The 13,205-nt window shown below is 71.3% G+C and carries 13 protein-coding genes; 9 read left to right on the forward strand and 4 right to left on the reverse strand.

The window, feature by feature from the left end; genetic code table 11:
• The first annotated feature begins 110 nt into the window (after positions 1-110).
• The 3 genes from BV453_RS06725 to BV453_RS06735 all read left to right on the forward strand — a co-directional run bounded on the left by BV453_RS06725 (position 111) and on the right by BV453_RS06735 (position 2,503).
• A complete protein-coding gene (locus BV453_RS06725; protein WP_249521183.1) occupies positions 111-1,352 on the forward strand; it encodes a sensor histidine kinase in 1,242 nt (413 codons plus the stop codon).
• Entirely contained in the window at positions 1,349-1,972 is a 624-nt protein-coding gene (locus tag BV453_RS06730; protein WP_025102775.1) for a response regulator transcription factor, read from the forward strand. Before BV453_RS06725 ends, BV453_RS06730 begins: the two co-directional genes overlap by 4 nt.
• Before the next feature lie 78 nt (positions 1,973-2,050).
• Entirely contained in the window at positions 2,051-2,503 is a 453-nt protein-coding gene (locus tag BV453_RS06735) for a DUF2871 domain-containing protein (protein WP_249521184.1), read from the forward strand.
• A 3-nt stretch (positions 2,504-2,506) separates the two neighbouring features.
• Here the strand turns inward: BV453_RS06735 and cycA are convergent, their stop codons facing one another.
• Positions 2,507-3,976, reverse strand: a complete 1,470-nt coding sequence (gene cycA / locus BV453_RS06740; RefSeq protein WP_374209025.1) for a D-serine/D-alanine/glycine transporter — start codon at positions 3,974-3,976, stop codon at positions 2,507-2,509.
• A gap of 170 nt (positions 3,977-4,146) precedes the next feature.
• On the opposite strand from cycA, the gene BV453_RS06745 reads away from it, so the two are divergent.
• Positions 4,147-5,619, forward strand: a complete 1,473-nt coding sequence (locus tag BV453_RS06745) for an MATE family efflux transporter (RefSeq protein ID WP_249521186.1) — start codon at positions 4,147-4,149, stop codon at positions 5,617-5,619.
• A gap of 113 nt (positions 5,620-5,732) precedes the next feature.
• Positions 5,733-6,134 carry a hypothetical protein gene (locus BV453_RS06750; RefSeq protein ID WP_249521187.1) on the forward strand — a complete coding sequence of 134 codons (402 nt, stop codon included), beginning with the start codon at positions 5,733-5,735 and terminating at the stop codon, positions 6,132-6,134.
• A gap of 3 nt (positions 6,135-6,137) precedes the next feature.
• On the opposite strand, the gene BV453_RS06755 is transcribed toward BV453_RS06750, so the two are convergent.
• Positions 6,138-7,847 carry an AMP-binding protein gene (locus BV453_RS06755; RefSeq protein WP_249521188.1) on the reverse strand — a complete coding sequence of 570 codons (1,710 nt, stop codon included), beginning with the start codon at positions 7,845-7,847 and terminating at the stop codon, positions 6,138-6,140.
• Between the two features lie 42 nt (positions 7,848-7,889).
• The gene (locus tag BV453_RS06760) at positions 7,890-8,357 is read right to left on the reverse strand and encodes an Lrp/AsnC family transcriptional regulator (protein WP_249521189.1); all 468 of its coding nucleotides are present in this window, start codon (positions 8,355-8,357) and stop codon (positions 7,890-7,892) included.
• A 112-nt stretch (positions 8,358-8,469) separates the two neighbouring features.
• Between BV453_RS06760 and BV453_RS06765 the strand changes: the two genes are divergently transcribed.
• Together BV453_RS06765 and BV453_RS06770 are read left to right on the forward strand one after the other, a co-directional pair.
• Positions 8,470-9,708, forward strand: a complete 1,239-nt coding sequence (locus BV453_RS06765; RefSeq protein ID WP_249521190.1) for a PLP-dependent aspartate aminotransferase family protein — start codon at positions 8,470-8,472, stop codon at positions 9,706-9,708.
• Positions 9,709-9,858: 150 nt separating this feature from the next.
• Positions 9,859-11,265 carry a hypothetical protein gene (locus BV453_RS06770; RefSeq protein ID WP_249521191.1) on the forward strand — a complete coding sequence of 469 codons (1,407 nt, stop codon included), beginning with the start codon at positions 9,859-9,861 and terminating at the stop codon, positions 11,263-11,265.
• A 94-nt stretch (positions 11,266-11,359) separates the two neighbouring features.
• Here the strand turns inward: BV453_RS06770 and BV453_RS06775 are convergent, their stop codons facing one another.
• Positions 11,360-11,830, reverse strand: a complete 471-nt coding sequence (locus BV453_RS06775; protein WP_081811533.1) for an acyl-CoA thioesterase — start codon at positions 11,828-11,830, stop codon at positions 11,360-11,362.
• A gap of 136 nt (positions 11,831-11,966) precedes the next feature.
• On the opposite strand from BV453_RS06775, the gene BV453_RS06780 reads away from it, so the two are divergent.
• Both BV453_RS06780 and BV453_RS06785 read left to right on the forward strand, forming a co-directional pair.
• Positions 11,967-12,581, forward strand: a complete 615-nt coding sequence (locus tag BV453_RS06780; RefSeq protein ID WP_025102765.1) for a ClpP family protease — start codon at positions 11,967-11,969, stop codon at positions 12,579-12,581.
• Positions 12,578-13,180 carry a ClpP family protease gene (locus BV453_RS06785; RefSeq protein ID WP_025102764.1) on the forward strand — a complete coding sequence of 201 codons (603 nt, stop codon included), beginning with the start codon at positions 12,578-12,580 and terminating at the stop codon, positions 13,178-13,180. Before BV453_RS06780 ends, BV453_RS06785 begins: the two co-directional genes overlap by 4 nt.
• The last annotated feature ends 25 nt before the right edge of the window (positions 13,181-13,205 follow it).

Consider the following 13,205-nt stretch of genomic DNA (forward strand, 5'->3'; position numbering starts at 1 on the left):
AATCGCCTGATTGGTCCCAGATCCGGCCCGGATGGCGCCAATCGGGCGATTCGAACCGGGTCGACCGAACGATGGAGGCGCACACCGGCCCGGCGGACGAGAATGTCAGCATGCCGACCGGAGACACCGCCGAGACCGACCACCCGGGAGGGCGGACGGGACGCACGCGCTCCTGGGGGCGCCTGGTCACGTCGCTCCGTATCGGCCAGGCCGTCATCACCGTCGTGCTCACGGTAGTCGGCGTCGTCCGCTCCCTCGCCGACGGGGTCCCGGTGCCGTGGTTGCTCGCGACCGCCCTCGCCTTCCTCGGCTGGTACGGCGGCGGGCTCCTGCTCTCCTCCCGCACGGACGACCGGGCGCTCGCCGCCGGCTGGCTGCTGGGGCTCACGGCCATCTGGCTGGGGGCGGTGGCGCTGTCGCCGGAGTTCGTCTGGCTGGCGTTCTCGCTGTGGCTGCTCGCCGGCTTCCTGCTGCGACTGCGATGGGCCGTGCTGCTCAGCATCCTCATCCTCGCCGTCGTCATCGTGGCGCCGCTGCTGCACACCGGGACGACCACCTACGCGAACGTCATCGGGCCGCTGGTGGGCGGCATCTTCGCCCTCGGGATCTCCCGCGGCTACCTGGAGCTCGTCCGCGACGGGCGGGAGCGGCGGCGACTCATCGCGTCCCTCGTCGCGACGCAGCAGGAGATGGCGGCCCTCCAGGACGAGCTCGCCCGGACCCAGCGGGAGTCCGGCGCCGCCGCCGAGCGCACCAGGGTGTCGCGCGACATCCACGACACGGTCGCCCAGAGTCTGTCGTCCATCGTCCTGCTGGCGCGGTCGGCGGCCGAGCACGAGGACGGCCGGGAGCGGGCGCTCGGGCAGATCGGGGCGCTCGCCGCGGAAGGGCTCGCCGACGCCCGACGCATCGTCGACGACCTCATGCCCGCCGAGCTGGACGGCTCCGCGCTGAGCGACGCCCTTGCCCGGATGCTCGAGCGCCTGACCGCCGAGACCGGGATCGCGGCCACCTTCCATGCCGACGAGGATCTGCCCGCCCTCGGCCTCGACGCGGAGGTCGCCCTGCTGCGGACGGCCCAGTCCGCACTCGCCAACGTGCGCAGCCATGCCGGCGCCACCCGTGTCGTGGTGACCCTCGCGGACGCCGGCGACGCGGTGCGGCTGGACGTTGTCGACGACGGTCGTGGCTTCGACCCGTCGCGGCTGGACTCGGCGGGGCCCGGCGGCGGCTACGGCCTGCGGGCGATGCGCGCCCGACTGCGCGAGCTCGGCGGCGGTCTCGACGTGGAGAGCGCCCCCGGCGACGGCACCGCGCTGTCCGCACACCTGCCCCTCGGAGGCCGGTCGTGACCCCCGTGCGGATCCTGCTCGTCGACGACCACCCCATCGTGCGCGCCGGCGTGCGCTCGTTGTTCGACCGCCGCGACGACGCCGAGGTCGTGGGCGAGGCCGCGTCGGGGGAGGAGGCGGTCGTCCTCGCCCGGCACCTGCGTCCCGACGTCGTCCTCTGCGACCTGCGGCTGGGCGCCGGCATGGACGGCGTGCAGACGACGGCGGCGCTCCGGGCGCTCGACCCGGCGCCGGCGGTGCTCATCCTCACCACGTTCGACCGCGACGCCCAGATCCTCGGCGCGATCGAGGCAGGGGCGGCGGGGTATCTGCTCAAGGACATCGACCCGGAGGACATCGTCCGGGCCGTGCGACAGGCCGCGTCGGGCGGGCAGGCGCTGACGCCGGAGCTCACGGCGCGCGTCGGCCGCGCCCTCCGCGCCCCGCGGGTGCAGCTCACGGGGCGCGAGCTCGACGTGCTGCGGCTGCTCGACACCGGGGCCTCGAACCGGGAGATCGCGAAGGCGCTGTTCGTCACGGAGGCGACGGTGAAGACCCACCTCGTGCACGTCTTCGAGAAGCTCGGGGCCGACAGCCGCGCGAAGGCGGTCGCGATCGCCAGGGAGTCCGGTCTGCTCTGACGCCCGCGGTCTCAACCGTTCGATGGATCCGCGGCGACGGCCCCACGGCGAGGCTGGAGGCAGACAGAAAGGACTCCCATGCGCAGGCTCTTCACCGCCGCGTTCGCCTCCATGCTGGTGGGCGTCGCCTCCGGACTCTTCTACCGTGAGTTCACCAAGATCAACCGCTTCCCGGAGGGGGCGCCGACGCAGCTCGGACTCGTGCACACGCATCTGCTCGTGCTGGGCTTCGTCGTCTTCCTCGTGGTGATGCTCCTGGAGAAGGCGTTCGCGCTCTCCGAGAGCCGGCCGTTCGGCTGGTTCTTCTGGACCTACACCGCCGGGCTCGTGCTGACCTCGGCGATGCTCGTCTGGCACGGCTGCCTCACGGTGCTCGGCCAGGAGTCGACGAAGATGATCGCCGGCATCGCGGGCGTGGGGCACATGCTGCTCGCCGCCGGCATGGTGCTGCTGTTCCTCGCGCTCCGCCCCCGCGTCTTCGCCCCGAAGGTCGCGGCCGCACGGCCCGCGACCCTCGAGTCGGTCGCCTGACGCTCAGTCGGCCGGGATCGTGTCGTCGCGCAGGTACGCGATGTGCGCGGCGTGGCGCTCCAGGTGGTGCGGCGACTTCCGCACGAACAGCCAGGCGACGATGAGGATCGCGAACCAGATCGGTGTCACGAGCAGGGCGATCAGGGTGTCCGGCTGAGTGGTCAGCGCCCAGAGGATGAACAGGAAGAACGCGAGCACCACGAACACCATGAACACGCCGCCCGGCATCTTGAACGCCGAGGTCGCCGCCTTCTCCGGACGCCGGCGCCGGTACACGAGGTAACTGCAGAGGAAGATCGTCCACACGAACATGAAGCACACGGCCGACACCGTGGTGACCATCTCGAACGCCGTGCCGATGTCCTTGCCCGCGTAGAGCAGCACGACGCCGGACAGCAGCAGGATGCAGGACAGGAACAGGGCGTTCTGCGGCACGCGGCGCTTCGAGAGCCGGCCGAAGAACCGGGGGGCGTCGCCGTCCTGCGCCAGCCCGAAGACCATGCGCGAGGTGGAGTAGATGCCGGAGTTCGCGCTGGACATCGCGGAGGTCAGCACCACGAGGTTGACGACGATGGCGGCGATGCCGAGTCCGGCGAGGGCGAACATCGCGATGAAGGGGCTCTCGCCGGCGACGTACTCGGTCCACGGCGTGACGGACATGAGGATGATGAGCGCGCCCACGTAGAACAGCAGGACCCGGATCGGGATGGCGTTGATGGCCTTCGGAAGGTTGCGCTTCGGGTCCTTCGTCTCCGCGGCGGCCGTGCCGACGAGCTCGATCCCGACGAACGCGAACACCGCGATCTGGAAGCCGGCGACGAAGCCGAGGAAGCCGTGCGGGAACATGCCGCCGTGCTCCCACAGGTTGGCGAAGCTCGCGGTGCCGGCGTCGTGCGAGAAGCCGGTGAGGATCATGACGAGACCGGTCACGATGAGGGCGACGATCGCGACGATCTTGATGAGCGCGAACCAGAACTCCATCTCGCCGAACGCCGCGACGGTGGGCAGGTTGAGCGCCAGGAGGATCACGACCACGAGGAGGCCCGGGATCCACAGCGGGATGCCGGGGATGAGCGCATCGGTGTACCCCGCGATCGCGATCACGTCGGCCACGCCCGTGACCACCCAGCAGAACCAGTACGTCCAGCCGGTGAAGAAGCCCGCCCACGGGCCGAGCAGGTCGCTCGCGAAGTCGCTGAACGACTTGTACTTGAGGTTCGACAGCAGCAGCTCGCCCATCGCCCGCATGACGAAGAACAGCATGAACCCGATGATCATGTAGACGAAGATCACGGAGGGGCCGGCGACGGAGATCGTCTTGCCGCTGCCCATGAACAGGCCCGTGCCGATCGCCCCGCCGATCGCGAGCAGCTGGATGTGCCGGTTGCTGAGCGCGCGCCGCAGGTGCTCCTCGCCTCCGGCTGCGGTCTGCCCCTGGCGGATGGCCCCCGTGTCTTCCTTCGTCACGCTCATCTCCTCCGGTCGTCCTCGACTGATGCAGAGTAACCACCGCGGCCCGCTCGTTCGAAATCGACGCCCCGGCGACGGCAATCCGGCCCGGGATGTTCCGTTCGCCCGAAACGATTCGATAAACTGGGCGCACCCCCGATCCATCCCCTCTTTCCCTGCGAGCCCCTTCCTTCATGGCCACCACCCTCACCACGGGCCGTCCGTGGCGCGTCATCCTCGCCTTCTCGATCCCGCTCCTGCTCGGCAACGTCGTGCAGCAGCTCTACCAGTTCGCCGACGCGATCGTCGTCGGACGCCACCTCGGCGTCCAGTCCCTCGCCGCCGTCGGCGCGACGGGCAGCCTGCTCTTCCTGCTCCTCGGCTTCGCCTGGGGTCTCACGAGCGGCTTCGCCATCCCCATCGCCCAGGCCTTCGGTGCGCGCGACGACGCCGCCGTGCGCCGCTCGGTCGCCACGGGCGTGCTCCTCAGCGGCATCACGAGCGTGGTCCTCACGGTGGTCGCGCCGCTCATCGCCGGGCCGATCCTCGCCCTGCTGCAGACGCCGCCCGAGCTCATGGCCGAGGCGACGGTGTTCACGCAGATCAGCTTCCTCGGCGCGGGCGCGACGATGTTCTTCAACTACCTCTCCGCCATCATCCGCGCCATCGGCGACTCGAAGACCCCGCTGGTGTTCCTCACGGTCTCCTGCGCGCTCAACGTCGGTCTCGTGGTGCTCATGGTCGGTCCGCTGGAGTGGGGCGTCGCGGGTGCCGCGCTCGCCACCGTGGTCGCACAGGCCGTCTCGGTGATCCTCTGCCTGGAGTTCGTGCGCCGGCGGCTGCCCATGCTGCACCTGCGTCGCTCCGACTGGCGCATCTCCCGGACCGACATCGCCGACCACCTGCGCCTCGGTCTGCCCATGGGCTTCCAGGCCTCGATCATCGCGATCGGGACCCTCACGGTGCAGGTCGCCCTCAACACGCTCGGCGCCGACGCGGTCGCGGCCTACACGACGGCGTCCCGCGTGGACAGCCTGGCGGTCGCCCTGCTCTCCTCGCTCGGGCTCGCCGTGTCGATGTACGCGGCGCAGAACCACGGTGGACGCCGCCCCGACCGCATCCGGCGCGGCGTGGTCGAGGCCACCTGGATGGCGGTCGCCGCGGCGATCGTCCTCGGCGGGCTGCTCATCGCGTTCGGCGCGCCGATGGTCCGGCTGTTCGTCGGCGACGGCTCGGACGACGTCGTCGACATGGCGCACCGCATGCTCATCATCAACGGCTGCGGCTACTGGGCGCTCGGCATGCTCTTCGTGCTCCGCGGCGCGCTGCAGGGGCTCGGCCACACGCTGGTGCCGACGGTCACCGGCGTGATCGAGCTCGTGATGCGCGTCGTCGCCGCGGTCGTCCTCGGGGCGATGATCGGGTTCGACGGCGTGGCCCTCAGCAACCCGCTCGCCTGGGTGGGCGCGATCGTGCTCCTCGTGCCGGCCTACGTCAAGGCGCATCGCGCGCTCGCGACGCAACCCGTGGCCCCGGCCGAGGGCACCGAGACCTCCGCGATCGCGATCGTCGGCCCCACCGACGGCTCGATGGTGGTCGACGCGGTCGTCACCCGCCCGGTCCGCGTCGTGCGCCCCCGCCGGCTGCGGTGGCCGGTCCGGCGCTGATCCGCGATATCCACCGGAAGGATGACCCGGATCGGACTTGAGACGGATGGCCTTCCGGAGAGACACTTCTAATGTCGAAGGTGCGGAGGGGTTCCGCCGGACGGGGGGTCGTCATGACGACATTGGGAGTGGCCAGAGACCTGGCCGCCATTCTGGTACCGATCGGATACGTGGGTGCGGCGCTCGCCGCGGTCTGCGCGATCGTGGCCGCGATCGCGATCATCCGCGGAGCCGGGGGGCTCGCGGGCGGCGCGGTCGGACTGTGGATCGTGTGCGCGCTGATGAGCTTCACCGCGAGCTTCGCGAATCAGTGGCTTCCGCTGATCGTGGCGGGCGCGTCGCTCGTGGGCATGCTCGTGATCGGCGGGATCGTGCGCGCGATGCTCACGGCGGGCGGCTTCGAGTCGCGACGCCGGGCCGCGCGCGTGAAGCCGGCGCCGGCGACCACGACGACGGCCACGCTCAAGACCGGCTCGACCGCGACGCCCACCGCGCCGGTCGCCGTCGTCTCCTAGCGCTCAGCGGTAGTCGCGGTCGCGGTGCTGCCGCGCCTCGTCGCCCGCGGCCACGCGGGCGCTCTCGCGTGCCCGCAGCTCGACGCGGCGGATCTTCCCGGAGATCGTCTTCGGCAGCTCGGGCACGAACTCGATGATCCGCACCCACAGGTGCGAGGACAGCCGTTCGTGCGCGTAGCCGAACACGGCGCGCGCGGCGGCGGCCTCGTCCGCGCCCGCGTCCGGCGTCAGGCACACGTACGCCTTCGGGACCGCCAGGCGCGTGGGGTCCGGGCTGGGGATGACGGCCGCTTCGACCACGAGGTCGTGCTCCAGCAGCACGGACTCGAGCTCGAACGGCGAGACCTTGTAGTCGGAGGCCTTGAACACGTCGTCGGAGCGCCCGATGTAGGTCAGGTAGCCGTCGGCGTCGCGCACGGCGATGTCACCGGTGTGATGGAAGCCCCCGGCCCGCGACTCCGCGGTCTTCTCCGGATCGTCGTAGTACCCCGCCATGAGGCCGAGCGGCGGCTGGGCGAGGTCGAGCGCGATCTCGCCCTCGTCCTCCACGACCTCGCCCGTCGACGGGTCGAGCAGCACGACCGGGTAGCCGGGCAGCGGACGGCCCATCGATCCCACCTTGACCGTCTGCCCCGGGGAGTTGCCGATGCAGGCGGTCATCTCGGTCTGGCCGAAGCCGTCGCGGATCGTGCCGCCCCACGCCTCGCGCACCCGGTCGATGACCTCGGGATTCAGCGGCTCGCCGGCGCCCACGAGCTCGCGCGGAGGGTGCGCGAGCCGGGAGAGGTCGGCCTGGAGGAGCATGCGCCAGACCGTGGGCGGGGCGCAGAACGTCGAGACGTGATGGGTGTCCATGACCTCCATGAGCGTGTTCGCGTCGAAGCGGTCGTAGTTGTAGACGAACACCGTCGCCTCGGCCAGGAAGGGGGAGTAGAAGCTCGACCAGGCGTGCTTGGCCCACCCGGGGGAGGAGATGTTGAGGTGCACGTCGTCCGGGCGCACGCCGAGCCACCACATCGTGGAGAGGTGGCCGACCGGGTAGGAGACGTGGGTGTGCTGCACGAGCTTCGGGCGGTTCGTCGTGCCGGACGTGAAGTACAGCAGGGCCGTGTCGCCGGCGGGCGTCGGGCCGTCCGGAACGAACTCCTCCGTGGTGGCGGCGGCGTCCGCGAACCGCTTCCAGTCGGCAGGCAGCGACGCGCCCACGCCGATGCGCAGCACCGCGGAGTCGATCCCCTCGAGGCGGTCGGCCAGGCTGCCGAGGGTGACGACGGCGCCGGCGCGGCCGTGCTCGATGCGGTACGCGAGGTCGGAGGCCGACAGCAGCGTCGAGGTCGGGATCGACACCGCGCCCAGCTTCGTGATCGCGAGCATCACCTCCCACAGCTCGATCGTGTTGTTGAGCATGACGATCACGTGGTCGCCGCGGCCGATGCCGAGGCCGCGCAACCAGGCGGCGACCTGGTCGGAGCGGGCGGAGAGCTCCCCGTACGTCCAGGAGCGGAGGCTGAGGTCGGCCTCGACGATCTGCACGGCCGGACGGTCGGGGTTCTCCCCGGCGACGACGTCGAACCACTCGAGCGCGAAGTTGAAGGCGGTCAGGTCCGGCCAGGCGAACTCGCGGCGCGCGGCGTCGTAGTCCGTGGCGTGCGTGAAGAGGAGGTCCCTCATCCCGCGGATCGCTTCGGTGGCGGGGGTGGCACGACGGCTCATGGTGCTCCTTTGCAACGGCGTCCCTCCATCCTGCCCCCTCGTTCAGCGGGGGAGGAAACCCGTGCCGTCGCGGAGCTCGAACACGAGCTGCGTCTCGGTGCCGCGGACGACGGGGTGGACGGTGATGTGCTCGAGCACGATGTCGCGCAGAGCGGTCGCATCCTGGACGGCCACGTGCACGAGGAAGTCGTCCACCCCGGCGACGTGGAACACCTGGAGCACGCGGGGGATCGCGACGAGCGCGTCGAAGAGTGCCGTGACCTTGGGGCCGGTGTGATGCGCGAGACGGACCTTGATGATCGCCTGCAGCGGGTAGCCGAGAGCGGAGCCGTCGAGGCGGACGCGCGTGTCGCGGATGACTCCGCGCTCGCGCAGGCCGCGGATCCGGTGGGCGCAGGTGGATTCCGCGAGTCCGAAGCGGTGGGCCAGAGCCTTGTTGGTGACGGCCGCATCGCGGCTCAGGGCGGCGAGCAGCTCCAGGTCGATCTCGTCGAGTTGCGCTTTCGCCAACGTGCCCTCCTCGGTACGGCCGGATGTTGCACAGAATAGCGAGGATCCCGGATTCGATGAGTTGTTCTGTCGAAGACCAGCGAGAACCCCGCGATTCGGCCAGCGTGGAGGGATGACCGCACCGCTGCATCCCGACACCGTGGCCGTCCACAGCGGCCGTGCCGACCTCGAGGCGCTCGGGGTCCACGCCCTGCCGATCGACCTCTCCACGACCAATCCCCTGCCCGACGTCGAGCGCGGCGGTGACTCGTACGAGGCGATGGCCACCGGGGGCCGCCCGCCGCAGGACGGCAGCATGGTCTACGCCCGCCTCTGGAATCCGACGGTCGCGCGCTTCGAGGATGCGCTCGCCGAGCTGGAGCACGCCGAGGCCGCCGTCGCCTTCGGCTCCGGGATGGCGGCCATGACCGCCGTGATCCTCGCGCACACGGGTGCCACGGGAGCGCGGCACGTCGTCGCGGTGCGTCCGCTCTACGGGGGGACCGACCACCTGCTCGGGTCCGGTCTGCTCGGCGTGGAGACGACGTACTGCCGTCCCGACGAGGTCGCCGCCGCGCTGCGCGCCGACACCGGACTCGTCGTCGTGGAGACGCCGGCGAACCCGACCCTCGAGGTCGCGGACATCGCCGAGGTCGTGCGGCAGGCGGGGAGCGCGCCGGTCGTGGTCGACAACACGTTCGCGACCCCCGTGCTGCAGAACCCGATCGATCACGGCGCGGCGATGTCGCTGCACAGCGCCACCAAATACCTCGGCGGCCACGGTGATGTCATCGCCGGCGTCGTCGCCTGTGACGAGACGACCGCGGAGGCGCTGCGTCGCGTGCGTGCGGTGACCGGGGGGCTCCTGCACCCGCTCGGCGCGTACCTGCTGCACCGCGGTCTCACGACCCTGCCGGTCCGCGTGCGGCACCAGCAGGAGAGCGCTCGTCGCATCGTGCAGTGGCTGGTCGATCGGCCGGAGGTCGCCGAGGTCTTCTATCCCGGGCTCGACGGGGATCCGCGCGGCATCCTGGAACGGCAGCTCCGCGGGCCGGGGGCGATGATCGCGTTGCGGCTGCGCGGCGGCTATGCAGCGGCCGCAGCGGTGGCCGGGGCGACCCGCCTCTTCACGCACGCCGTGTCGCTCGGGGGCGTGGACTCCCTCATCCAGCACCCCGCCGCGCTCACGCACCGCCCGGTCCCCGCGGAGGCGCGTCCCGCCGCCGACGTCCTGCGCCTGTCCATCGGCCTCGAGGACGTCGACGATCTCCTCGCCGACCTCGCGAACGCCTTCGCGACTCTCGCCGACCCACCCCTTTCCGTGCGACCCACCCCCGAAAATGCGTCACATATGGGGGTGGCTCGCACATAAGGGGCCGGATCGGCGATTGTGTGAGGACGACAAGAAACTGAGTATCGCCTGAGGTGGGACTTGGTTCCTAGCGGCAAAACCGGGGGGTGGTGGAGAGGGCGGGCCTACAGTCGCGGGTGGCAACGACGCCACTGACCCCGGGAGTCCTCAATGACGAGTGAAAAGACCCACGCGCACGGCCTCGGCATGCGCATCGCCGTGATCGTCCTCAGCCTTCTGCTGGCGGCGATGGTGCTGTTGTTCTTCGCCACGATGAGCAAGGTGTCCGCGGGCGCTTCGGAACTCGCGGACGGCACCACCACCGCGCAGGGGGGATCCGCGGACCTCGCCGCCGGAGCTGCCGACCTCGCCGCGGGGGCCGACGAGCTGGCCGCGGGCACGCAGGATCTCGCGGCAGGCACCGCGACCGCGCAGCAGGGATCGGCGAAGCTCAGTGACGGCGCGACGACCGCCGCCGCGGGCGCCACCACGCTCGCGGAGGGTGCGGGCACCCTCGCCGCGGGAGCCGCCACGGCCCTCGACGGTGCGGGACGGGTGAGCGGCGGAGCCCAGACGGCGCTCGCCGGATCGCAGGAGCTCGCGGCGAAGATGGCGGCGGCGGACGCCGGGGCCCGGCAGCTCGTCGACGGCGCGACCACTCTCGCCGCCGGTGTCGACGGCGCGCACCGGTACGCGAACGGTGTGCTCGAGGGGGCGACGACCCTCAGCACCACCCTGCGCGCCGGAGTGAGTGCCGATGTGCAGAAACTCGCCCATCCGGAGACGAAGGCCCTGCTGACGGGCGTCGCCACGAGTGCTCCCGGCAATGCGCGGACGCTCGCCGCCGGTCTGCAGGGTCTCCTCGCGGCGAACCCTGCCGATGTGCAGCTCCAGCAGCTCGCGGGGCTCGCCGCCGGCGTCGAGAAGCAGGTCGGCGCGCTGGCCGCCCCCGCCGCGGCTGCTCCGGGCCTCGCACAGGGACTCATCGGCGCCGCCGACGGCTCCGCTCGTGTCACGGCCGGCGTCGGTGCGCTCATCAACGGCGACACCTCGAAGGGCTGGCCGGGAACCGTGGCGCTGGTCTCCCCGAAGGGCGCTCCCGCCCTCGTCGCCGGAGCGCAGACGCTGCAGGACGGCACCTCCCGGCTCGCGGCGGGCGCGGCGGATCTCTCGTCCGGGCTGCAGACCCTCTCGACCGGAGCATCGTCGCTGTACTCCGGCACCGCGGAGCTCAGCGCCGGCGCGGCCCGGCTCGACGAGGGTGCCGGGACTCTGGCCACGGGCGTCGGCGCGCTGCAGTCGGGTGCCGGTGACCTCCGGTCCGGGATGACCGAACTCCGTACCGGCGCCGACGCGGTCGCCGAGGGGTCCGGTACCCTCGCGGCCGGAAGCGCGAAGCTCGACGCGGGTGCCGCCGACCTCGCGGCGGGCAACGGGCGCATCGCCGACGGCTCCGGCACCCTCGCGACGGCCACGGCCGGCGCCGCACCCTCTCTGCTCCCGTGGATCCTCGGGATCGGTCTGGTCGGCCTGATCGCGATCGGCTTCTGGATCGGTCACCGCGTCACCCACCGCTGATCGTTGACCCACCCCCTTCCGTGCGACCCACCCCCCTAAGTGACGCACTTTCGGGGGTGGGTCGACCTCAAGGGGGTGGGTCGGCGAATGAGGGTCAGCGCTTCGGGAGGGGGATCGTGCCGGTGGCGATGCGCTCGGTGGGCATGCGGTCGCGATCGTAGGTGATCTCGTCGTAGCCGTGCGGGGTGGGCAGGCCGTCCTCGCCGATGCTGACGAACACGATCTCGTCGATGGTGAGGATGCGCTTGCGCGTGATCATGTTGCGCGCGACGGCCCGCATGGTGAGCGACGTGGTGCCGAAACGGGTGGCCTGCAGCCCGATCTCGATGAGGTCGCCCTGCACCGCCGACGCCTCGAACGTGATGGCGGAGATGTGCCGGGTGACGACGCGGTAGTTGCCGAGTTGCACGATCGCGTAGATCGCGGCCTCCTCGTCGATCCACTTCAGCAGGCTTCCGCCGAACAGCGTGCCGTTCGCGTTGAGGTCTTCCGGGCGCACCCACTTGCGGGTGCGGAAGTTCAGGCCGTCCTCGGACTGCCATGCGGGTGCTTTCTGTTTCGCCATGCCCCGAGGCTAGGCGGGTCGTGCGTCGGCGGTGTTACGTCGCGTTTTCCGGCGGGTGCACACGCCGCCGCCCACAGCGGATCTGCTCCGGGCGGATTCGCTTCCGCGGCCGCAGCCGGAGCCGGAGGCTGGGGTCATGAGCGAAGACAAACCTCTCCCGCAGTTCGGCCCCGAGGCCCGGCGCGCCCTGTTCCACGAGCGGGTGCTCGTCCTCGACGGCGCCCTCGACGACGACAACGGCACCCTCCTGATGACGCAGCTCCTCGGCCTCTCCGCCGAGGATCCGGCGGCCGACATCGCCCTCTGGATCCACTCGCCCGGCGGGTCCGTGCCGTCGATGCTGGCGATCCGCGACCTCATGCACCTCATCCCGAACGACGTCTCCACCCTCGCCCTCGGTCTCGCCTGCAGCGCCGGGCAGTTCCTGCTCTCCGCGGGGACGAAGGGCAAGCGGCGCGCTCTCCCGCACGCGCGGATCCTCATGCACCAGGGCTCGGCGGGGATCGGCGGATCGGCGGTGGAGATCGAGGCACAGGCCGACGACCTCCGGCACATGCGCGACACCGTCCTCGGCCTCATCGCCGACGACACCGGTCAGCCCCTCGCGCGGATCTTCGAGGACTCCCTCCATGACCGCTGGTACACCGCCGCCGAGGCGCGGGACTACGGGTTCATCGACGAGATCGTGCAGTCGACGGCGGAGATCCTGCCGCGTCGTCGTGCGCGGGTGGGACTGGGGGCGGACGCATGAGCAGCTACACGATCCCGAACGTCATCGCCCAGCATCCGCGGGGCGAGCGGGTCATGGACGTGTACTCGCATCTGCTCGCCGAGCGGGTCATCTACCTCGGCACCGGCATCGACGCGGGGGTGGCGAACGCCCTCATCGCGCAGCTCCTGCACCTCGACGCGGACAGCCCGGAGACCGGCGTCCAGTTCTACATCAACAGCGAGGGCGGGGATCCCGGTGCCGCGCTGGCGATCTACGACACCATGCAGCACATCCGTCCGCGGATCGCGACGACGTGCGTCGGGCAGGCCATCGGTCCTGCGGCCCTGCTCGTCGCGGCGGGAGCGCCGGGGGAGCGGGCGGCCCTCGCCCACGCGCGCATCGTGCTGCACCAGCCGGCCGGTCAGTCGCGCGGAGCCATCCCGGACCTCATCCTCGCGGCCGACGAGGTCGTGCGGGTGCGCGCGGACATGGAGACGATCCTGGGTCGGCACACCGGCCGCTCTCTCGCGGAGCTCCGCGCCGACACCGACCGGGACCGGGTCTTCACCGCCGCCGCCGCCCTCGACTACGGCCTCATCGACACTGTGCTCGGTCCCCGTGATCCGGAGGCACGATGAAGTGACGGGTGCACGACGGATCTCC

The sequence above is a fragment of the Microbacterium sp. ER1 genome (assembly GCF_023383675.1).
GTDB lineage: Bacteria > Actinomycetota > Actinomycetes > Actinomycetales > Microbacteriaceae > Microbacterium.

Excerpts from the sequence above, each read along its gene's own strand:
- BV453_RS06725 (WP_249521183.1), top strand. The coding sequence starts at position 111 with ATGCCGACCGGAGACACCGCCGAGACCGACCACCCGGGAGGGCGGACG.
- BV453_RS06735 (WP_249521184.1), top strand. The coding sequence starts at position 2,051 with ATGCGCAGGCTCTTCACCGCCGCGTTCGCCTCCATGCTGGTGGGCGTC.
- cycA (WP_374209025.1), bottom strand. The coding sequence starts at position 3,976 with ATGAGCGTGACGAAGGAAGACACGGGGGCCATCCGCCAGGGGCAGACC.
- BV453_RS06745 (WP_249521186.1), top strand. The coding sequence starts at position 4,147 with ATGGCCACCACCCTCACCACGGGCCGTCCGTGGCGCGTCATCCTCGCC.
- BV453_RS06750 (WP_249521187.1), top strand. The coding sequence starts at position 5,733 with ATGACGACATTGGGAGTGGCCAGAGACCTGGCCGCCATTCTGGTACCG.
- BV453_RS06755 (WP_249521188.1), bottom strand. The coding sequence starts at position 7,847 with ATGAGCCGTCGTGCCACCCCCGCCACCGAAGCGATCCGCGGGATGAGG.
- BV453_RS06765 (WP_249521190.1), top strand. The coding sequence starts at position 8,470 with ATGACCGCACCGCTGCATCCCGACACCGTGGCCGTCCACAGCGGCCGT.
- BV453_RS06770 (WP_249521191.1), top strand. The coding sequence starts at position 9,859 with ATGACGAGTGAAAAGACCCACGCGCACGGCCTCGGCATGCGCATCGCC.
- BV453_RS06775 (WP_081811533.1), bottom strand. The coding sequence starts at position 11,830 with ATGGCGAAACAGAAAGCACCCGCATGGCAGTCCGAGGACGGCCTGAAC.
- BV453_RS06780 (WP_025102765.1), top strand. The coding sequence starts at position 11,967 with ATGAGCGAAGACAAACCTCTCCCGCAGTTCGGCCCCGAGGCCCGGCGC.
- BV453_RS06785 (WP_025102764.1), top strand. The coding sequence starts at position 12,578 with ATGAGCAGCTACACGATCCCGAACGTCATCGCCCAGCATCCGCGGGGC.